The organism is Pseudomonas sp. Pseusp9 (assembly GCF_059491265.1).
Genome location: NZ_CP168500.1, coordinates 343838 through 365407 on the forward strand (window position 1 = coordinate 343838; position 21570 = coordinate 365407).

The following is a 21570-nucleotide window of genomic DNA, read 5'->3' on the forward strand; positions in this document are numbered from 1 at the left end:
TTTTGCCCCCGCAAAGCCGGCGTACGTTCGGCGCGGATGGCAAGTGGTTGAATTGAAAAGAAATTTGCCTCGATCAGAGGCAGCCTGGTGAGAAAGTGTCTATGAAAGCAGGTCTGTACCAACCAGATGAATTCAAGGATAACTGCGGTTTCGGCCTGATAGCCCATATGCAGGGCGAGCCCAGTCATACCCTTTTGCAAACGGCCATCGAGGCCCTGACCTGCATGACCCACCGCGGTGGGATTAATGCCGACGGCAAGACCGGTGACGGTTGCGGTCTGCTGATTCAAAAGCCGGACGTGTTCCTGCGAGCCATCGCCCAGGAAACCTTCGGCGTCGCATTGCCCAAGCAATACGCTGTGGGCATGGTCTTCTTCAACCAGGATCCGGTGAAAGCCGAGGCCGCTCGCGAGAACATGAACCGCGAGATCCTGGCCGCCGGCCTGCAACTGGTCGGCTGGCGCAAAGTGCCGATCGACACCAGCGTCCTCGGCCGCCTGGCCCTTGAGCGCCTGCCGCAGATCGAGCAAGTGTTCATCGGCGGTGAAGGCCTGAGCGATCAGGACATGGCCGTCAAGCTGTTCACCTCCCGTCGTCGCTCGTCCGTGGCCAACGCCGCCGACGTCGATCACTACGTGTGCAGCTTTTCCCACAAGACCATCATTTACAAAGGCCTGATGATGCCGGCGGACTTGACCGCCTTCTATCCGGACCTGAGCGATGAGCGCCTGCAAACCTCGATTTGCGTGTTCCACCAGCGCTTCTCCACCAACACCCTGCCGAAATGGCCGCTGGCCCAACCGTTCCGCTTCCTGGCGCACAACGGCGAGATCAACACCATCACCGGCAACCGCAACTGGGCTGTGGCCCGTCGCACCAAGTTCACCAACGATCTGATGGACCTGGAAGAACTCGGCCCGCTGGTCAACCGCGTTGGTTCCGACTCCTCGAGCATGGACAACATGCTCGAGCTGATGGTCACCGGCGGCATCGACCTGTTCCGTGGCGTGCGGATGATCATTCCGCCAGCGTGGCAGAACGTCGAGACCATGGACCCGGACCTGCGTGCGTTCTACGAATACAACTCGATGCACATGGAACCGTGGGACGGCCCGGCCGGCGTGGTCATGACCGACGGTCGCTACGCGGTGTGCCTGCTCGACCGTAACGGTCTGCGTCCGGCGCGTTGGGTCACCACCAAGAACGGTTTCATCACCCTGGCCTCGGAAATCGGTGTCTGGAACTACCAGCCTGAAGACGTGATCGCCAAGGGCCGTGTGGGTCCTGGCCAGATCTTTGCCGTGGACACCGAAACCGGACAGATCCTCGACACCGACGCCATCGACAACCGTCTCAAGTCCCGTCATCCGTACAAGCAATGGCTGCGCAAGAATGCCCTGCGCATCCAGGCGACCATGGAAGACAACGACCACGGTTCGGCGTTCTACGACGTCGATCAGCTCAAGCAATACATGAAGATGTACCAGGTCACGTTCGAAGAGCGCGACCAGGTGCTGCGTCCGCTCGGCGAGCAAGGCTACGAAGCCGTGGGCTCGATGGGCGACGATACGCCGATGGCCGTGCTGTCCCAGCGCGTGCGCACGCCGTACGACTATTTCCGCCAGCAGTTCGCGCAGGTCACCAACCCGCCGATCGACCCGCTGCGCGAAGCCATCGTCATGTCGCTGGAAATCTGCCTCGGTGCCGAGCGCAACATCTTCCAGGAGTCGCCGGAACACGCCTCGCGCGTGATCCTCAGCTCGCCGGTCATTTCCCCGGCCAAGTGGCGCTCGCTGATGAACCTCGATCGTCCGGGCTTCGAACGCGCGATCATCGACCTCAACTACGACGAAAGCGTCGGCCTGGAAGCGGCGATCCGCAACGTTGCCGATCAGGCTGAAGAAGCCGTGCGCTCCGGTCGTACCCAGGTCGTGCTGAGTGACCGTCACATCGCCCCGGGCAAGTTGCCGATCCACGCCTCCCTGGCAACCGGTGCGGTGCACCACCGCCTGACCGAAAAAGGCCTGCGCTGCGACTCCAACATCCTGGTGGAAACCGCAACCGCGCGCGATCCGCATCACTTCGCCGTGTTGATCGGTTTCGGTGCCTCTGCCGTTTATCCGTTCCTGGCTTATGAAGTGCTGGGCGACCTGATCCGTACCGGTGAAGTACTGGGCGACCTCTACGAGGTGTTCAAGAACTACCGTAAAGGCATTACCAAGGGCTTGCTCAAGATCCTGTCGAAGATGGGTATCTCGACCATTACTTCGTACCGTGGTGCGCAGTTGTTCGAGGCCATCGGCCTGTCGGAAGAAGTCTGCAACCTGAGCTTCAAGGGTGTGCCGAGCCGCATCAAGGGTGCGCGTTTCGTCGACATCGAAGCCGAGCAGAAAGCGCTGGCCACCGAAGCCTGGAGTCCGCGCAAGCCGATCCAGCAGGGCGGTCTGCTGAAGTTCGTCCACGGTGGCGAATATCACGCCTACAACCCGGACGTGGTCAACACCCTGCAAGCCGCTGTGCAGCAGGGCGACTACAGCAAGTTCAAGGAATACACGTCGCTGGTGGACAACCGTCCGGTGTCGATGATCCGCGACCTGCTGAAAGTCAAAACCCTCGACACTCCATTGGATATGAGCGAAGTCGAACCGCTGGAATCGGTGCTCAAGCGCTTCGACTCCGCCGGTATTTCGCTGGGCGCCCTGTCGCCGGAAGCTCACGAAGCCCTGGCCGAAGCCATGAACCGCCTCGGTGCGCGTTCCAACTCCGGCGAAGGCGGCGAAGACCCGGCGCGCTACGGCACCATCAAGAGCTCGAAAATCAAGCAAGTCGCCACCGGCCGTTTCGGTGTGACCCCGGAATACCTGGTCAACGCTGAAGTGCTGCAGATCAAGGTTGCCCAAGGCGCCAAGCCAGGCGAGGGCGGTCAACTGCCAGGCGGCAAGGTCAACGGTCTGATCGCCAAGCTGCGCTACGCAGTACCGGGCGTGACCCTGATTTCGCCACCGCCGCACCACGACATCTACTCGATCGAAGACCTGTCGCAGCTGATCTTCGACCTGAAACAAGTCAACCCGCAGGCGCTGGTCTCGGTGAAGCTGGTAGCGGAAGCAGGCGTCGGCACCATTGCCGCCGGCGTGGCCAAGGCTTACGCGGACTTGATCACCATCTCCGGCTACGACGGCGGTACCGGTGCATCGCCGCTGACCTCGATCAAATACGCGGGCGCTCCGTGGGAACTCGGCCTGGCCGAAACCCACCAGACCCTGCGCGGTAACGACCTGCGCGGCAAAGTCCGGGTACAGACCGACGGCGGCCTGAAAACCGGCCTCGACGTGATCAAGGCTGCGATCCTCGGCGCTGAAAGCTTCGGCTTCGGCACCGCGCCAATGATTGCCCTGGGCTGCAAATACCTGCGCATCTGCCACCTGAACAACTGCGCCACCGGCGTCGCGACCCAGAACGAGAAGCTGCGCAAGGACCACTACATCGGTACCGTCGACATGGTGGTGAACTTCTTCACCTACGTCGCCGAAGAAACCCGTGAGTGGCTGGCCAAGCTGGGCGTGCGCTCCCTCGAAGAGCTGATCGGCCGAACCGATCTGCTGGAAGTCCTCGAAGGCCAGACCGCCAAGCAGCATCACCTGGACCTGACTCCGTTGCTGGGCAGCGACCACGTGCCGGCGGACAAACCGCAGTTCTGTGGCGTAGACCGCAACCCGCCATTCGACAAAGGCCTGCTGGCCGAGAAAATGGTCGACATGGCCACCTCGGCGATCAACGACCTGAGCGGCGCCGAGTTCGCCCTGGACATCTGCAACTGCGACCGTTCCATCGGTGCGCGGATCTCCGGCGAAATCGCGCGCAAGCACGGCAACCAGGGCATGGCCAACGCGCCGATCACGTTCCGCTTCAAAGGCACGGCCGGGCAGAGCTTCGGCGTGTGGAACGCCGGCGGCCTGAACATGTACCTGGAAGGCGATGCCAACGACTACGTCGGCAAGGGCATGACCGGCGGCAAGCTGGTGATCGTTCCGCCGAAGGGCAGCGTCTACCGCACTCAGGACAGTGCGATCATCGGTAACACCTGCCTGTACGGCGCCACCGGCGGCAAGCTGTTCGCCGCTGGCACAGCGGGTGAGCGCTTCGCCGTGCGTAACTCCGGTGCCCACACCGTCGTGGAAGGCACTGGCGATCACTGCTGCGAGTACATGACCGGTGGCTTCGTCTGCGTATTGGGCAAGACCGGTTACAACTTCGGCTCTGGCATGACCGGCGGTTTCGCCTACGTGCTCGACCAGGACAACTCCTTCGTTGACCGGGTCAACCACGAACTGGTGGAAATCCAGCGGATCAGCGGCGAGGCGATGGAAGCCTACCGCAGCCATTTGCAACGCGTGCTGAACGAGTACGTCGAGGAAACCGACAGCGAGTGGGGTCGTGAACTCGCCGAAAACCTCGACGATTACGTGCGCCGTTTCTGGTTGGTCAAGCCCAAGGCTGCCTCCCTGAAATCGTTGCTTTCCAGCACCCGTGCCAACCCGCAGTGATATGCGCCTGAAGAGTTTGATGAGGTTTTAAAATGGCTGAACGTCTGAATAATGACTTCCAGTTCATCGAGGTCGGGCGCAAGGATCCGAAGAAGAAACTGTTGCGTCAACGCAAGAAAGAGTTCGTGGAAATCTACGAACCGTTCAAACCCCAGCAGTCGGCCGACCAGGCCCACCGCTGCCTGGGTTGCGGCAACCCGTATTGCGAATGGAAGTGCCCGGTGCACAACTTCATTCCCAACTGGCTGAAACTGGTGGCCGAGGGCAACATCCTCCAGGCCGCCGAGCTGTCGCACCAGACCAACACCCTGCCGGAAGTCTGCGGCCGGGTGTGCCCGCAGGACCGTCTGTGCGAGGGTGCCTGCACCCTCAACGACGGCTTCGGCGCGGTGACCATCGGTTCGGTGGAGAAGTACATCACCGACACCGCGTTCGCCATGGGCTGGCGCCCGGACATGTCCAAGGTCAAGCCGACCGGCAAGCGTGTCGCGATCATCGGTGCAGGCCCTGCGGGCCTGGGTTGTGCCGACGTGCTGGTGCGCGGCGGCGTGACCCCGGTGGTGTTCGACAAGAACCCGGAAATCGGCGGTCTGCTGACCTTCGGCATCCCCGAGTTCAAGCTGGAAAAGACCGTGCTGAGCAATCGCCGCGAAGTCTTCACCGGCATGGGCATCGAATTCCGCCTCAACACCGAGGTGGGCAAGGACGTGACCATGGAGCAACTGCTCGAAGAATACGATGCCGTATTCATGGGCATGGGCACCTACACCTACATGAAGGGCGGTTTCGCCGGTGAAGACCTGCCGGGCGTGTACGACGCCCTGGACTTCCTGATCGCCAACGTCAACCGCAACCTGGGCTTTGAAAAGTCGCCGGAAGATTTCGTCGACATGAAAGGCAAGAAGGTCGTGGTACTGGGCGGTGGCGACACGGCGATGGACTGCAACCGTACGTCGATTCGCCAGGGTGCCAAGTCGGTGACCTGCGCCTATCGTCGTGACGAAGCGAACATGCCGGGCTCGCGCAAAGAGGTGAAGAACGCCAAGGAAGAAGGCGTTAAATTCCTCTACAACCGCCAGCCGATTGCCATTGTCGGTGAAGACAAGGTCGAAGGCGTGAAGGTGGTCGAGACCCGTCTCGGCGAACCGGACGCCCGTGGCCGTCGCAGCCCCGAGCCGATCCCGGGCTCCGAAGAGATCATCCCGGCCGACGCCGTGGTCATCGCTTTCGGTTTCCGCCCGAGCCCGGCGCCGTGGTTCGAGCAGTTCGAGATCCAGACCGACAGCCAGGGCCGAGTGGTGGCACCGGAACAAGGTCAGTACAAGCACCAGACCAGCAACCCGAAAATCTTCGCCGGTGGCGACATGGTGCGCGGGTCTGACCTGGTGGTGACGGCGATCTTCGAAGGCCGCAATGCGGCTGAAGGGATCCTGGATTACCTGGGCGTCTAACCGCGATCCCGAGCTGAAATGCAGTAAACCTGTGGGAGCGGGCTTGCTCGCGAAAGCGGACTGTCAGCCAACATCTTTGTTGGATATGCCGGCCTCTTCGCGAGCAGGCTCGCTCCCACAGTTGTTTCTGTGTGTTGCTGAAATCAGTGTATTCATTGCGACAAATTGACCCGATAGACAAAAGGCTGACCTGCATCCGTGCCTTTTGCGCCCGGCTCTGAGAAAATGCCCTCACTTTTTTTCCGGATGCCGACATGACTGCCCTGAAGAACGACCGTTTCCTGCGCGCCCTGCTCAAGCAACCCGTAGACGTCACCCCCGTGTGGATGATGCGTCAGGCCGGTCGCTACCTGCCTGAATACCGCGCCAGCCGCTCCAAGGCCGGCGACTTCATGAGCCTGTGCATGAACCCGGCGTTCGCTTGCGAAGTCACGATGCAGCCGCTCGACCGCTATCCGCAACTGGACGCGGCGATCCTCTTTTCCGACATCCTGACCATCCCCGATGCCATGGGCCAGGGCCTGTACTTCGAAACCGGCGAAGGTCCGCGCTTCAGGAAAGTCATCAGCACCCTGGCCGATATCGAAGCCCTGCCGATTCCTGACCCGCAGAAAGACCTGGGTTATGTGATGGACGCGGTCAGCACCATCCGCCGCGAACTGAACGGCCGTGTACCGTTGATCGGTTTCTCCGGCAGCCCGTGGACTCTGGCCACCTACATGGTCGAGGGCGGCTCGTCGAAAGACTTCCGCAAGACCAAGGCCATGCTCTACGACAACCCGCAAGCCATGCACCTGCTGCTGGACAAACTCGCGCAGTCGGTCACCAGCTACCTCAATGGCCAGATCATGGCCGGTGCGCAAGCGGTGCAGATCTTCGACACCTGGGGCGGCAACCTGTCGGCGGCGGCGTACCAGGAGTTCTCCCTGGCCTACATGAAAAAAATCGTCAGCGGCCTGATCCGCGAGCACGAAGGCCGCAAGGTGCCGGTGATCCTGTTCACCAAGAACGGTGGCCTGTGGCTGGAAAGCATTGCCGAGGCTGGCGCTGATGCCCTCGGCCTGGACTGGACGTGCGACATCGGCAACGCCCGCGCCCGGGTCGGCGACAAGGTTGCCTTGCAAGGCAACATGGACCCGACCGTGCTCTACGCCAAACCGGAAGCCATTCGTACTGAAGTCGGGCGTATTCTGGCCAGCTACGGCAAGGGCAGCGGCCACGTGTTCAACCTTGGTCATGGCATCACGCCGGAAGTCGATCCGGAGCACGCCGGTGCATTCCTGCGTGCAGTGCATGAATTGTCGGCGCAGTATCACGAGTAACGATCAACGCCGTTTTCAGAAGCCTGTCCCGCCTTGTGCCGGACAGGCTTTTTTATGTCCTGTCGGAAAATCGAATGCGCGGACTATTCCCGCCTGGATAGATGATTACTCCTACATAGAATTCTTCGTCATCCCCGTAAGGTTCCAGACCCCTGTTCAGCGCAGTGCTGAACAAAAACGAAGCGAACATCGCCGCCCGCACGGCGCCTTGTTTTCGATCAGCAGTCTGGAATACATCATGAAAATTACATTTGATAAGAGAAGTGCTTTAACGGCCTGCACTTCATCGATGATCCTGGTATCGGCAATGCTGGCCTCTCAAACCGTTTCCGCCCATGGCTATCTGGATGTCCCACCGTCCCGTGCTCTGCTGTGCCAGAAAGGGGTCAATACCAACTGCGGTGGCGCGCAGTACGAACCACAGAGCGTTGGCGAAACCTTCAAAGGCTTTCCGGCGGGCGTCGGTGGTGCTCCGTTGCAAGGGCCGGTCGACGGCAAGATTGCCAGCGGTGGTCACGCCCGTTTCTCTGCCCTGGACGCCCAGTCCGCCAGCCGTTGGCAGTTGACGGAAATCAAGGATCGCAAGATTGATTTCCAATGGCATTACAAGGCTATTCATCCAGCCACCAAACACGAGTATTTCATCAGCCGCAACGGTTGGAACCCGAACGAATCGCTCAAGCGCGCCACCTTCGAAAGTACCCCGTTCTGCACCGTCGATGGCGGCAATAAAATGCCGTCTAACAGCGACAAGCACAACTGTACTATCCCGGCAGATAAATCCGGCCATCACGTCATCCTGGCGATCTGGACCGTCGGTGATACCGATGCAGCGTTTTACAACGCAGCGGACGTAAACATCCTTGCCGAACCAGAGTTGCCGGGTGGCTGGTCCTCCGTGGGTAGCATTGCGCCTTCGACCGAGCTGCTGGTCGGTGACAAGGTCAAGGCCCGCGCATTCTCCGCCAATGGCGAGAATCCGGATTACAGCGTCGAAATCAGCATCGACAACGCTGAGGACGGCTCGCCACAAGACTGGTCCTTCAAGCTGGCGGAAAAAATCAACGCGACCCACAAGCTCATCCGCGCCGGTATTCGTGATGAAAACGGCAGCATCGAGCCGATCCGGGGCAACAACACGCTGTATGCACAAAAAGAAAGCGGTGTAACCCGCTACGAAGTGCAACTGGACATGAAGGAAGACACCGCAGCGCGCATGTCGGTGGCCTCGCAGCAAGCCGAATACGTTCTGGATAAAGGCCGGGCCAAGGTCGAGTTCGGCATGATTGCGAACCGTGCGATGAACGTCGAAGTGACCTTGTTCGATCAGAGCAACAAACCGGTAGGCACCACGTCGGCACAAGTAGCCAGCGGCTCCACTTCGTTGTCCATGGATGTACGCAGCAACCCGGGCGCGCACACACTGACCCTGGTCGGTACCACCCTGGATGGTCGCACCACCCGTCAGGATACCCAGACTACGCAACTGACCGGTGAAGGCGCCGGCATCGAATACGACTTCGTGTTCCCGGAAGGCCTCAGCGACTACAAGGCCGGCACCAAAGTGCTGCATCCGAAGATCAATGAAGTCTTTGAGTGCAAGCCATTCCCCGAGTCGGGTTACTGCAAGCAGTACAGCCCCTCCGCCCACGGCTTCGAACCGGGTGTCGGTGCTCACTGGCACATGGCGTGGGACAAGTTGTAAGTCCTCGCTACTGGCTTCAGACGACCTGAAAAAAGGTCGTCTGAAGCCAGGCGCTTCTGCTGAGTATCGAGTTGAAAATGAAGGTTTCGAATTTCTCCGGACACCGCATTCGGGCGTGCCTGAGCAGCGTTTGCTGGCTCGCGTTACCAGTGAGCGGCGCGCTGTTTCTGGCGTGGCAGGAACGGGAGTTTCGCGAGCATCTGGCTTCACCGTCGCCCGAGATCGCAACCCTGCAAACGGTGCTTGTACGTGAACCACTCGAAACAGCATCGATTGCCATTGTATTCGGCCTGACGACGGAGGCCACACCGCGGCCCAGCGCCGAGCCGCTGACTTTACAAGCGAGCTTTGTCAGTAGTGGATTATCCAAAGCACTGCTGGGCAATGCTCAGGGTTCTCGTCTCTATCAGGTGGGTGAGCGCTTGCCTGGTGGTAGCGTCCTGCGTCGTATCGAGCCCCGTCAGGTTGTGCTGTGGCACAAGGGACGAGAGGAACTGCTGACGCTCGCACCCTCTGGCGCACGTTTTCTGAAGGAAATCGAATCATCTGTCGATTCTTTACCGGTTACCACGACCACGCGTTTTTTACGCCCGTTCCCCGGGCAACCAGAGTGATGAATTTAATGAACAGCTTCGTCGGCGCGCATTGGCTGCGCTCCATGCTTGTGCTTGCCGTTTTGGCGGCTGCCGCCTTCTCGGGCACGCTTCGAGGCGCCGAAGAAAAATGGCAACTGGCGATGAACAACGCAGAGCTGCGCGACATCGTCGAAGAAATCTCCAATATTCTGGGGACCACAGTGGTACTGGACCCCAAGGTCTCCGGTCGCATCACCGTCATGTCCCGGCAGGCACTCGATCGTGAAGGGGTGCGCCGGTTGTTCTATTCGGTGCTCGACGCTCACAACTTTACGGTGATCGATGAGGGCGACCGGATCCTCATCACCCCGGTTGCCGAGGCCAGGACCCGGGCCGGCCAGGGCACGGTAAAAACCACCACGGCGTCGCAGTTCGTAACCGAAGTCATCGCATTGAACACCGGTAGCGCCTCCGATATTGCCGGTTTGGTGCGCCCGTTGATCTCTGCCAATGGTTATGTCGGTCCTTCGGTATCGGCCAACGCATTGGTGTTGACCGATACGGCTGCCAATGTGAAGCGCGTCGCCCGGGTGATCCGCGAACTGGATTCCGGCCAGAACAACCTGCATGCGGTGGTTCAGCTCAAGCATGCACAGGCGGGAGACGTCGCGCCGGTGATCGAGGCCTCCATGGGCAAGCGCAATGCCGAGTCAGCCATACAGGTGCTGGCTGACACCAGGACCAATCGGCTGATTTTCATTGGCCCGCCAGTCGTTCGCCAGCGCTTGATCGAACTGGCCCGAGGTCTGGACACGCCGGCCACCACGACGCTCGACAATGCCCGGGTGATTCGCCTGCGTCACAGCGATGCCAAGCAGTTGGCCGAGATCCTGGAGTCGATGGGGCAGGGCCGAAAACAGGCGCCCGCCATTGGCGGCGCCAAGGATACGTCGGGTGGTGCGGCCTTCATGATCAAGGCCGACGAAAGCCAGAACGCGCTGGTGCTGATTGCCGAACCCGCGCAGGTGCGGACCATCGAAAGCATCGTGCGTCAGTTGGACCAGCCGCGGGCCCAGGTGTTGATCCATGCCGCCATCGTCGAAATCTCCGGCGATATCGCCGACGCCGTCGGTGTGCAGTGGAATCTCGGCACGGGCGATGCCAAGGGCTTCATCAACTTTCCCGGCACGGACATTCCGATCGTCGGCGGGCTGAAGTTCGACGAGAAAAGATCGGCGCCGGAAGGGGCGATCCTGCAGCTGGGCGGTGACCGTTTCGGTGCGCTGATTTCGGCCCTGGCCAGCAACACCCACAGCAACCTGCTGTCCACGCCGAGCCTGTTGACCTTGGACAATCAGGAGGCCGAAATCATCGTCGGCCAGAACGTGCCGTTCAAGACGGGCTCCTACGCCACCAACAGCAACGGCGCGGAAAATCCGTTCACCACCGTCGAGCGCAAGGACGTCGGCATCAGCCTGAAGATCAAGCCTTACATCAATGAAGGCTCGACCTTGCGCCTGGAGGTCGAGCAGGAGGTGTCGGACATCGCACCCTCGGTGTCGGGAATTGATTCCTCGGACCTGATCACCAACAAGCGCGCACTCAAAAGCACCATCCTCGCCGACGATGGCGAAATCATCGTGATCGGCGGCCTGATCAGAGACAGTGTGCGCACCCAGAAAAGCGGCGTGCCGTTGCTGCGTGACATTCCCTACCTCGGTGCGCTGTTCCGTTGGAGCCGCAACACCCAGACCAAAAGCAACCTGATGGTGTTCTTGCGCCCGACTATCGTGCGCAGCAAGGAAGACCTGTCCCAAGTCAGCCAGCAGCGTTACAACGCGCTGCGTGACTTGAGCAAATCAGGGGCGGGGGATAACAACTCGTTGTTGCTGCCGTCCGAGGCGCGTGGGTTGTTCGAGCCATCCACCGACGCCCCCGTGTTCGATCTGCGCGGCAAGGCGCAGTAAAGCCATGAGCGAACGCTGCGAGCAATTGCCCTTCGGCTTCGCCCGGCGCTTTGGTGTGTTGCTGGAGCGTGACGGCGACGACCTGCGGCTTGCCTTGCGTAGCGACGCGCCGCTGAGCGCATTGGCGGAAGCGCGCCGGGTGTGCGGACGGGCGTTGTCGTTTCAGATTGTCGGGGCCGATGAGTACGCCTCCCGTCTGGCCGCGGCCTATCGCGAGGGGCACAGCGCGGTGGAGCAGGTTGCCCAAGGGCTGGACGAAGAACTGGACTTGCTCAGCCTGGTCGATCAGGTGCCGCAAACCGCCGACCTGCTGGAGCAACAGGGCGACGCGCCGATCATTCGCCTGATCAATGCGCTGCTCGGTGAAGCGGTGCGCGAGCATGCCTCGGATGTGCACCTGGAAACCTTCGAGCAGTACCTGTCGGTGCGCATGCGGGTCGATGGCCAGTTGCGTGAAATGCTCAGGCCAAAGCGCGAACTGGCGACGCTGTTGGTATCGCGGATCAAGGTCATGGCACGCCTGGACATCGCGGAAAAACGCGTGCCCCAGGACGGGCGGATGGCCTTGCGTCTGGCCGGGCATGAAGTCGATGTGCGGGTCTCGACGCTGCCTTCGGCCCACGGTGAACGGGTGGTACTGCGCCTGCTCGACAAACAGGCCGGGCGCCTGGACCTGCATCGGCTGGGCATGCCCGACGACACCCTCGCGGCCCTGCGCCAGTTGCTGGGCAAACCCCACGGCATCCTGTTGGTGACCGGGCCGACCGGCTCCGGCAAGACCACCAGCCTGTATGCGGCGCTGAGCAGCCTGAATGACCAGACCCGCAACATCCTCACCGTCGAAGACCCGATTGAGTATCACCTACCGGGTGTCGGCCAGATGCCGGTCAATCCGAAAGTCGACATGACTTTCGCCCGGGGTCTGCGGGCGATTTTGCGCCAGGATCCGGACGTGGTGATGGTCGGCGAAATCCGCGACCGCGAAACCGCCGAGATCGCAGTCCAGGCGTCCTTGACCGGGCATCTGGTGCTTTCGACCTTGCACACCAACAGTGCGGTTGGTGCCGTCACGCGGCTGGTGGACATGGGCGTCGATGCCTACCTGTTGGCGTCCTCGCTGGTGGGCATTCTGGCCCAACGACTGCTGCGCACCCTGTGCGCCCATTGCAAGGTTTCGTATATCGCCGACGCGGCAACCTGCCAGCGCCTGGGGCTCGACACCGCCAGACCGCACACCCTGTTCAAAGCCTCGGGCTGTGTGCAGTGCCAGCACGGCTATCGCGGGCGCATCGGCATTTACGAACTGGTCAGCGTGACACCTGCCGTCTCGGCGCTGATCCATCAGGGTGCCAGCGAGCAAATCCTTGTCGACGAAACGCGCAAGGTCTCGCGCAGCCTGTTCCAGGACGGCTGTCAGCGGGTGCTGGAAGGATTGACCAGTCTCGATGAGTTGCTGCGAGTGACCCAGGAGAACTGACCGATGCCAACTTTCGACTACCGCGCCCACGATGCCCGGGGACGATCCTGCAAGGGTCGACTGGAGGCCGATGGACCCCGTCATGCGCGACAGTTGTTGCGTGAGCGCGGCGTGTGGCCGCGTGAATTGACCGAGGTCCGGGTTGGCAGCGGCGCCGGCAGGCAACCCCGCGGCGGTCGTCTGAGTGCGGCGGATCTGGCGTTATTGACGTTGCAACTGTCAACGCTGGTTCAGGCCGGGCTGCCCCTGGAAGAAGCGCTCGATGCGGTGGCAAAGCAGAGCTCGAAGCGCAAGGTCGCAGGCCTGCTCTCGGCGGTCAGGAATCGTGTGATGGAAGGCCAGGCGCTGGCCTCGGCGCTGGGGCAATTTCCCAACGCCTTCCCTGAGTTGTTCCGCGCCACCGTGGCTGCCGGGGAACGCTCGGGGCATCTGGGCCATGTGCTGGAGCAACTGGCGGCCTACACCCAGGCCCGCCAGGCCTCGCGACAAAAGATCCAGATGGCCCTGGTGTACCCGTTGATCCTGATGTTGGCCAGCGCAGCAATCGTCGGTTTTCTGCTCGGCTATGTGGTGCCGGATGTGGTGAAGATCTTCGTCGACAGCGGTCAGCCGTTGCCCTGGCTGACCCAGGCGCTGATCGGTGTAAGCAACGGCCTGCGCAACCATTTCCTGTTGTTGATGGGCATGCTGGCGACGCTGTTCGGCCTGTGGCGCTGGAGCTGGCAGCAGCCGCAGTGGCGCTTGCGCTGGCATCGTTGGGTGCTGAATGCGCCAGTCATCGGCGAAGTGCTGCGAGCCATGGAGGCGGCGCGGTTTGCCAGCACCCTGGCGATCCTCGGCAAAAGTGCCGTGCCGTTGGTGGACGCTCTGGAGATTGCCGCTGCGGTCATCGGCAACCTGACCATTCGTGCGCGGATGGTCGATGTCGCCCGTTCCGTGCGCGAAGGCGCAACGCTGACCCGCGGCCTGGAACTGAGCGGCGACATCCCGCCGATGATGCTGCACATGATCGCCAGCGGCGAACGTGCCGGCGAGCTCGACCGCATGCTGGCCCGGGCCGCCGAACAACAGGAAAGCAGCCTCGCCGCGCGCATCGCGCTGGTGGTGAGCCTGTTCGAGCCGGCCATGCTGGTATTGATGGGCGGCGTCGTGCTGCTGATCGTCATGGCCATCCTGCTCCCGATTCTCAGCCTCAACCAATTGGTGAATTGACTCATGCACGCTGTCCGCAAAAACCTCTCCCGCACACAACGCGGTTTTACCCTGATCGAAATCATGGTGGTGGTGGTCATCATCGGCGTGCTGGGGGCCATTGTGGTACCGCAGTTCATGAGCCGCCCTGATCAGGCCAAGGTCACCGCTGCCAGAATCGATATCCAGGCCATCGCCACCGCCCTGGAAATGTATCGCCTCGACAACGCCCATTACCCGTCGACCCAGCAAGGCCTGGAAGCCTTGGTCAAGCGTCCCTCGGGGCTGCCTGTGGCGCGTGGCTGGAACCCTCAGGGTTACCTCAAGAGCATGCCGGTCGACCCGTGGAACACGCCTTATCAGTACCTCAATCCGGGTGTGAGATCGGCGGATGGCAGTTACGACCTGTATTCCCTGGGCGCCGATGGCGTAGCGGGCGGCGAAGGGTTTGCCGCCGAAATCGGCAATTGGGGCCATTGATCCGTGGGTGACCGCTGCCGGGGGTTTACCTTGCTGGAACTGATGATCGTGCTGGTCCTGGTTGGCGTGTTGCTGGGCATGGTGAGCCTTGCCAGCGGGGGCAGCCCGGCGCGTCAGGTCAGGCAGGAAGCCGAGGCGATGGTGCAGGTGATTCATCAATTGCGTGAGCGCGCGGTGTTCGAGGGCCAGGAGTATGGCTTGCGGCTGAGTGCCGATGGCTACCGGGTGATGCGTCTGGGTGTTCGCGGGTGGGAGCCGGTGGCGGCGCTTTCGCGCTGGCCCCGGAGTGTGCAGGCACGCTTGAAGGAGGACGGTTATTCGATAACGCTGGGGGCTGACGAAGGGCTGCCGCAGTTGCTGATGCTCAGCAATGATGAAACGAGTGCCTTCACGCTGACCTTCGAGTCCGGCTCCCGGACCTGGTTGAGTCTGTCCTGCGATGGTATCGGTGAGGCAGTGATTGATGGCTAACCCGCGATCCAGATCCGCCATGGGCGGTTTCACGCTGCTGGAAATCATGGTGGCCCTGGCGGTCTTCGCGACGCTGGCGGCTGCCGTGTTGTCAGCCAGTCAATACGTGGTGAAGCAGCGCGGCGCCGTTGAAAACCGGCTGTTCGCGGCGTGGCTGGCGGACAACCGCTTGAACGAATTGCGCCTGCAAGCCGGGTTGGCGGCCGGCCAGCAACAACAGGTGGTGTCCATGGATCAGCGCAATTGGGTGCTGCATCAGCACATCAGCGCCACCCGTGATCCACGCTTGCTCCAGGTCGACATTCAGGTCAGTCCTGCAAACGGTGCGCACGGCTTGTATCGTGCCAGCGGCTGGCTGCCTGTCGTTCATGAATAAGCAGTGCGGGTTCACCTTGCTGGAACTGGTCATCGCCCTGGCGATCTTCGCCGTGCTGGGGCTGGCCAGTTGGGGCTTGTTCGATAGCGTGGTGCGGGTGCAACAGGGCGCGACGGCTCACGAGCGAGAACTCAGGCGCCTGCAACGAGCGCTGGCGGTGATCGAGCGGGATCTGCTGCATGTCACTGAGCAGCCGATGCTGCTCGCACCAGCGCTTTTGCAGTTCCAGCGCAGTCACTGGCGTAATCCACTGGACCAGGCCCGCAGTGAGCGCCAGGGGCTGACCTATCGACTCGACGGCGACGTGCTGTGGCGCGAAAGCCAGGGCGAAGGCGCAGAGCTCGTGCAGCGGCAAAAGCTGCTGGAAGGTGTACGCGAGTTGAACTGGCGCCTGTTCGACAGCCAGTCCGGCTGGGTCGCTGGTTGGCCGGCAGGGCAGGACGCGAAGACGCCCCTGGCGCTTGAGGTGCAAGTCTCGGTCGGGCGTTTCGAATCGATTCGTCGGGTGTTGCCGATGCCGGGTGCATTGCCATGAACGGGCGCCAACGCGGCATTGCGTTGATCAGTGTCTTGCTGGTCATGAGCCTGGCGCTGCTGATCACCGGTGGCTTGTTGCGCAGCCATCACCTGTCGCTGCAAAGCAGTGGGCAACAGTTGCAGCAACTACACCTGCGCCAACTCGCATCGGGCGGGGAAAGCTGGGCAATGTTGCTGTTGCGCGACGCGCTACAGAACACCGAAAAGCCCGTCGAGCGGGTTCAAGGCTGGACGGCCATGGCGCCGGGTTTCGAGGTTGAAGATGCGCAGATCCGCATCGATATCGATGACCTTGCCGGGCGCTTCAATCTCAATGCGCTGTTACGCCAGGGGCAGGTGGATCAGGTCACCCTCAACCGTTGGGCGCGGCTGCTGGAGCTGCTCGATCTTCCGCCGCTGCAATTGAGCCAGGTCGGGCCGCTGCGGGAGCTGAGCCAGCTGCGCTTGCTGCCCGGCATTGACGCTCACCTGCTGCAACGGCTGGAACCCTGGGTGGCGCTGCTGCCCTCCGATACCGCGTTGAACATCAACACCGCACCGGCGCTGCTGTTGAGAACGCTTGGCGAGCTGGACGCCGCGACCGCAGAGGCGTTGGCGGCTCAGGCAGCGACAGCGCCTTGGGCGAGCGTCCAGGCATTTACGCAGGACCCATTGCTCTCCGGGCAGGGCTTGAGCAGTCACGGACTTGGCACCCATAGCCGCTGGTATCGGATCAGCGTGCGGGTGACCCGGGACGGGCGCGAACTGCACCTGGCCACGGATGTCGGGCACGACCCCAAGACCCGACAATTGACCGTGCTGCAACGACGTTTTCTTCCCATCAGTAGCCACGAGAGACCGCGATGAACACTTGGCTTTACCTGACCGCCGAGGGCCGGGACGCGCCATCCAGCCTCTGGCCCTGCGTCCTGTGGTCGCCAACCGATCAACGCCAGTCGATGCCACTGAGTCAGGCGGCCTCGGCATTGCAGGGGAAGTCGGTCGATGTGCTGCTGCCCATGGAAATGTGCAGTTGGGTGTGTAGCGAGCCGTGGCCGGCACGGCGTAAACCCGAAACCCAGGCCATAGCATTCGCCGTGGAAGATCAGCTGAGTGAAGCGCTGGAAGTAGTGCATCTGAGTGTTGGCACTCGTGATCGGGACGGATGCTACCCGGTTATGGTCATCGGTCGGGAACGCTTGGTTGCCGTGCTCGACTTGCTGCGCGAGGCGGGTATTGAAGTACGCGCCGTGTTCGTCGATGCCGATGTGTTGTCCGGTGATCAGCCGTGCGGCACATGGTGCTTCGGTCGTTGGCTGTTGGGTGGAGGCGTGTCGGCACGCATGGCGTTGTCGCAAGACGATCTGGCGCTGCTTGCCCCATTGTTACCCAAGGACATGCAATGGCTGGACGAACGTGAGGGCGCCACTGCAATCGACCAATGCCTGAGCCGCCGTCCAACCTTGGCCATCAACCTGCTGCAAGGCGCATTCGCCCCGCGTGGCAAGCGTCTTCCCTGGCGTACCGGCGGGTGGGTGTTGCTGATGCTGGCGCTGTTGACCTGGGGTGCCAGCGAGACGCGGATCCGCTTCCTCGACAGTGAGGCCCACCGCCTGGCTACCCAAAATGAGCTGCGATTCAAGACGCTATACCCGGAACAAAGCCGCATCGTCGATATGGCCGCACAACTCAAGGCTCTGCAAAACCAGCCTGTGGATTCGCAAAACACCCGCATTGCCGGGCTGGTCCGGTTGATTGAACAGGTGATCGGTGCCAGCCCGGTCGAGGTCCGGCGCATCGAGTTTCGAGCGGGCGAAGGCTGGAAAATCCAGCTGACCGCCAGCGGCTTTGCCGAACTGGAGCAGCTGCGTGAGCGCGGGCGACAGCAAGGCATGCCCGTTCGGCTCGAGAGCGCGAGTAAAGCCGCCAACCGGGTGCACGCCACCCTCACCATGGAGGACGAGGCATGAAGCAGGCATGGCGACGCATGTCTGTGCGCGAACAACGGCTGTTGCTGGTGCTGGGGGCTTTCCTGCTGACGGTTGTGGCTTTCAGCCTGATCTGGCAACCGACCCGGCAGCGGCTGGAAACTGTCGAACGACAGTATCAACAGCAGGCGGGGCTGGCTGTGCAACTGCAGCGGGCGTTACCGCGCAGCCACGTCCCTGTCGACAGCGAAAAACCGCTATCGCTGCGCATCAGCGAAAGCGCCGCGGCGGCGGGGTTGGAAATTCGTCAGATGGAGAGCGATAGCGATCTGCTGCGCGTGACCCTCAATGGCAACGCGCAGCCGTTGATGCAGTGGCTCGATGGGATCGAGCGTGATGGCGTCGCGCTGCAAACCCTGACACTGGAGAAGCGCGACGATGCCCTGGAGGCGCGGGTGGTGCTCAAGTAGCCGAGGTGTTCTGCGGCAACAAGGGCAACTTCGCCAGCTTCAACGCGACCAGCAACGCAATCAGCAGCAGCGTGCCGATGAACAACCCGATGCCGTTCCAGCCGCCCAGGTGCCAGAACACGCCACCCGCCGTACCGGCGATGCTCCCCCCGGCGTAGTAGCTGAACAGGTACAAGGACGATGCCTGGCCCTTGGCCCTGGTGGCGCGGCGGCCGATCCAGCTGCTGGCAACCGAGTGGGCGCCAAAGAAGCCGAAGGTAAAGATCAGCATGCCAATGATCACCAGCGGCAATGGCGTGAACATCGTCAGGGCGAGACCACCGATCATCAGCGCGATGGTGCTCCAGAGCACTTTGCGGCGACCGAGTTTGTCGGCCAGCGAGCCGATTTTCGCTGAGCTGTAGATGCCCGACAGGTACACCACCGACAGCAACCCGACGAAGGCCTGTTCCATGTGGTACGGCGCGGCCAGCAGGCGATAGCCGATGTAGTTGAACAGCGTGACGAACGCGCCCATCAGCACAAAGGCTTCCAGAAACAGCAGCGGCAGGCCGGCGTCGCGAAAGTGCATGGTGAAACCGTCGAGCAGGCTGCGCGGGTGCAGCGAGCGGGCGCGGAAGTTGCGCGACTCGGGGAGGATTTTCCAGAACACCGCCGCGGCAATCAGCGCCAGGCCGCCGATCACCAGCATCGCCGTGTGCCAGCTGACGAAGTCGATCAATACCCCGGTGATCAAGCGTCCGCTCATCCCGCCAATCGCGTTGCCTCCGATGTACAAGCCCATGGCGAGGCCGATGTGCTGTGGGTGGATCTCTTCGCTCAAGTAAGTCATCGCAACCGCGGCCAGACCGCTCAACGACAATCCAATCAGCGCACGCATCAGCAGTACACCGTGCCAGCTCGGCATCATCGCACTGGCCATGGTGCACAGCGCAGCGGCGAACAGTGCGGTGACCATCACCGGTTTACGCCCGATACGGTCGGAAATCGGGCCAGTGATCAGCAGGCCGATGGCAAGCATACCGGTGGCGATAGACAGGATCAGGCTGCTTTGTGCCGCGTTGATTGAATATTCGTGGGACAACAGCGGCATCATCGGTTGTACGCAGTAGAGCAGGGCGAAGGTCGCAAAGCCGCCGCAGAACAGTGCCAACACCGTGCGCATGAACGCCGGCGTGCCTTTTTCGATGTAGATCTCTTTCAGTCCGACGACGGCATCGTCCGGTGCGGCGGGACGAACTTCATGGGCGAGTGGAGCGACAGCAGTTTTCACGGTGGACCTCGCAGGAGCGCAGCCGGTCAGGCAATGAAAAAAGCATATAGCTGGCTAATGATTCAATCCAATATATTGTTCGACCTGTTTGATAGCTTCTACGACCTAATGAGGTTTTCATGGAATTGCGTCATCTGCGCTACTTCATCGCCGTCGCCGAAGAACTGCACTTCGGCCGCGCCGCACAGGTGCTGGGCATCTCCCAGCCACCGCTGAGCCAGCAGATTCAGGCGCTGGAACAGGAAGTCGGCGCCCGTCTGTTCGAGCGTACCAATCGTCGGGTCGAGCTGAGCGAGGCCGGTCGGCTGTTCCTGGAAGAGGCGCGACTGGTGCTGGCGCAGGTCGACAAAGCGGCGGATGTCGCGCGACGGGCGCAACTGGGTGAGCTGGGCGAGCTGAAAATCGGCTTCACCTCATCGGCACCGTTCAATTCGACCATTCCGCAGGCGATCTTCTCGTTTCGCCAGCGTTTCCCGGCGGTACACCTGAACCTGCGCGAGATGAGCAGCACCCAGGTGGCCGATGCGCTGGTGGACGAGTCGATTGAAGTCGGGATCATGCGCCCGCTCGGGCTGCCGGACTGCCTCAGCGTGGTCGAACTGATGCGCGAACCGCTGGTCGCGGTACTCAGCTCCAAGCACCCGTTGGTAGAGGGCAGCGAGGAGGGCTTGTTCCTGTCCGCCCTGGCGCTTGAGCCCTTTGTGTTTTTTCCACGCAGTTATGGCAGCGGCTTGTACGCCCAGTTGCTCAGCCTGGCGCGGGATGCCGGTTTCACGCCGCATTTTGCCCAGGAGGCTGGCGAGGCGATGACCATCATCGGATTGGTGGCGGCGGGCCTTGGCGTTTCGGTGATGCCGGCTTCTTACCAGCGGATGCGCATTGATGGCGTGGTCTACCGACCGCTGCTCGATCCGGCGGCGGTGTCGGCGGTTTGGTTGGTGCAGCGCAGGGATCAGAAGTCGGCGATGGCCAAGGCGTTCGTGGAGTTGTTGACGAGGAAGGTTGAGCCGCTGAAGGCGTGACACTTGCGCCGTCCATTCGCGAGCAGGCTCGCTCCCACAGGGTTCAGCGGTGTGAACACAGTATTCCCTGTAGGAGCGAGCTTGCTCGCGATGGATTAAAGAGCGCCGCGTGCATCCAGGAAGCACGCGTCATCGTTAACGACCATCGCGAGCAGGCTCGCTCCTACAGAAGATCAGAAGCTTTACCACTGTTTGTGGGACATTTCTGAACTGTCCCGGACAGGCTACAGCGCCTTGCGGCGCAGCCTACAACTACTCCAGAATCCGCCGGCTTGTGCGCTTCGAGGGCCATCGCTAACTTGATTCGCGTCACTGATGGTCAGTGATCGGGTTTAGTAGCCCGTGTTTTCGTCAAGCGCATTTGCGCTCCTGATAGGCAGGTATGCCCATACATGCCCTTGACGGTAGCTGTGCGCAGGGCGCCTTCGGGCGCGCCGGTTTGGCGAAGACCCGGTCTACTAACCTGCGTACAGCTGCCACCCTTTTGATCAGTAGCGATTCGGTGTGGCCGCCACTTTCAGGACGCTGAATCATGACCCATACGCCAAAGCCACCGGATACCGATCCGGATGCGCCACGCCAGCCCGGCGCGATCTTCCTCATCGCCCCCGATATCGACAACCACACCCTGCTGGAATACGCCTGCGTGTCGCTGGCATCAGCCAATGTCATGGCCAGTGACTTCGCCAGAGACCTGACGGGATCGCAGGGGCACACACTGTTGGGGATTCAGCAGTCGATCATGTTGGGGGAAATGGCGGTGAATCGGGTGTTGGATAACCTTGATCCACCGTGATCC

18 protein-coding genes are annotated in these 21570 nt (G+C 61.6%); 17 read left to right on the top strand and 1 reads right to left on the bottom strand.

The annotated features are described in order from the left end of the window. Positions 1-101: 101 nt before the first annotated feature. The 15 genes from gltB to ACEN8E_RS01550 all read left to right on the top strand — a co-directional run bounded on the left by gltB (position 102) and on the right by ACEN8E_RS01550 (position 18476). Positions 102-4547, top strand: a complete 4446-nt coding sequence (gene gltB / locus ACEN8E_RS01480) for a glutamate synthase large subunit (RefSeq protein WP_495591144.1) — start codon at positions 102-104, stop codon at positions 4545-4547. 32 nt (positions 4548-4579) lie between these two features. Continuing rightward, positions 4580-5998: an FAD-dependent oxidoreductase gene (locus ACEN8E_RS01485; protein WP_007975602.1), complete on the top strand. Its 1419-nt coding sequence runs from the start codon at positions 4580-4582 to the stop codon at positions 5996-5998. Between the two features lie 254 nt (positions 5999-6252). Next, on the top strand, positions 6253-7320 hold the full coding sequence (gene hemE / locus ACEN8E_RS01490; RefSeq protein WP_495591145.1) for a uroporphyrinogen decarboxylase: 1068 nt from the start codon (positions 6253-6255) through the stop codon (positions 7318-7320). Positions 7321-7558: 238 nt separating this feature from the next. After that, entirely contained in the window at positions 7559-9025 is a 1467-nt protein-coding gene (gbpA, locus tag ACEN8E_RS01495; RefSeq protein WP_495591146.1) for an N-acetylglucosamine-binding protein GbpA, read from the top strand. Between the two features lie 77 nt (positions 9026-9102). Beyond that, complete coding sequence (locus tag ACEN8E_RS01500) at positions 9103-9639, top strand: type II secretion system protein N (RefSeq protein ID WP_495591147.1); 537 nt, start codon at positions 9103-9105, stop codon at positions 9637-9639. A gap of 8 nt (positions 9640-9647) precedes the next feature. Beyond that, positions 9648-11567 carry a type II secretion system secretin GspD gene (gene gspD, locus ACEN8E_RS01505; protein ID WP_495591148.1) on the top strand — a complete coding sequence of 640 codons (1920 nt, stop codon included), beginning with the start codon at positions 9648-9650 and terminating at the stop codon, positions 11565-11567. Positions 11568-11571: 4 nt separating this feature from the next. After that, positions 11572-13044, top strand: coding sequence for a type II secretion system ATPase GspE (gene gspE, locus ACEN8E_RS01510; protein WP_495591149.1), 1473 nt, complete (start codon positions 11572-11574; stop codon positions 13042-13044). A gap of 3 nt (positions 13045-13047) precedes the next feature. Next, positions 13048-14256 carry a type II secretion system inner membrane protein GspF gene (gspF, locus tag ACEN8E_RS01515; RefSeq protein ID WP_495591150.1) on the top strand — a complete coding sequence of 403 codons (1209 nt, stop codon included), beginning with the start codon at positions 13048-13050 and terminating at the stop codon, positions 14254-14256. Positions 14257-14259: 3 nt separating this feature from the next. Beyond that, positions 14260-14715, top strand: a complete 456-nt coding sequence (gspG, locus tag ACEN8E_RS01520; protein WP_495591151.1) for a type II secretion system major pseudopilin GspG — start codon at positions 14260-14262, stop codon at positions 14713-14715. Positions 14716-14718: 3 nt separating this feature from the next. After that, entirely contained in the window at positions 14719-15186 is a 468-nt protein-coding gene (gene gspH / locus ACEN8E_RS01525; protein WP_495591152.1) for a type II secretion system minor pseudopilin GspH, read from the top strand. Next, positions 15179-15562, top strand: coding sequence for a type II secretion system minor pseudopilin GspI (gene gspI, locus ACEN8E_RS01530; RefSeq protein WP_495591153.1), 384 nt, complete (start codon positions 15179-15181; stop codon positions 15560-15562). Before gspH ends, gspI begins: the two co-directional genes overlap by 8 nt. Beyond that, positions 15555-16097, top strand: a complete 543-nt coding sequence (locus ACEN8E_RS01535) for a type II secretion system protein GspJ (RefSeq protein ID WP_495591154.1) — start codon at positions 15555-15557, stop codon at positions 16095-16097. The genes gspI and ACEN8E_RS01535 overlap by 8 nt, the downstream gene beginning before the upstream one ends. Further along, complete coding sequence (locus ACEN8E_RS01540; protein WP_495591155.1) at positions 16094-16945, top strand: type II secretion system protein GspK; 852 nt, start codon at positions 16094-16096, stop codon at positions 16943-16945. Before ACEN8E_RS01535 ends, ACEN8E_RS01540 begins: the two co-directional genes overlap by 4 nt. After that, complete coding sequence (gspL, locus tag ACEN8E_RS01545) at positions 16942-18048, top strand: type II secretion system protein GspL (protein WP_495591156.1); 1107 nt, start codon at positions 16942-16944, stop codon at positions 18046-18048. Before ACEN8E_RS01540 ends, gspL begins: the two co-directional genes overlap by 4 nt. Beyond that, positions 18045-18476 carry a type II secretion system protein M gene (locus ACEN8E_RS01550; protein WP_495591157.1) on the top strand — a complete coding sequence of 144 codons (432 nt, stop codon included), beginning with the start codon at positions 18045-18047 and terminating at the stop codon, positions 18474-18476. Before gspL ends, ACEN8E_RS01550 begins: the two co-directional genes overlap by 4 nt. Here the strand turns inward: ACEN8E_RS01550 and ACEN8E_RS01555 are convergent. Beyond that, positions 18469-19749: an MFS transporter gene (locus ACEN8E_RS01555; RefSeq protein ID WP_495591158.1), complete on the bottom strand. Its 1281-nt coding sequence runs from the start codon at positions 19747-19749 to the stop codon at positions 18469-18471. The genes ACEN8E_RS01550 and ACEN8E_RS01555 overlap by 8 nt on opposite strands. Positions 19750-19868: 119 nt before the next feature. On the opposite strand from ACEN8E_RS01555, the gene ACEN8E_RS01560 reads away from it, so the two are divergent. Together ACEN8E_RS01560 and ACEN8E_RS01565 are read left to right on the top strand one after the other, a co-directional pair. Continuing rightward, on the top strand, positions 19869-20771 hold the full coding sequence (locus tag ACEN8E_RS01560) for a LysR family transcriptional regulator (protein WP_495591159.1): 903 nt from the start codon (positions 19869-19871) through the stop codon (positions 20769-20771). Between the two features lie 532 nt (positions 20772-21303). Continuing rightward, positions 21304-21567, top strand: a complete 264-nt coding sequence (locus ACEN8E_RS01565; protein WP_495591160.1) for a DUF6124 family protein — start codon at positions 21304-21306, stop codon at positions 21565-21567. Positions 21568-21570 lie beyond the last annotated feature (3 nt).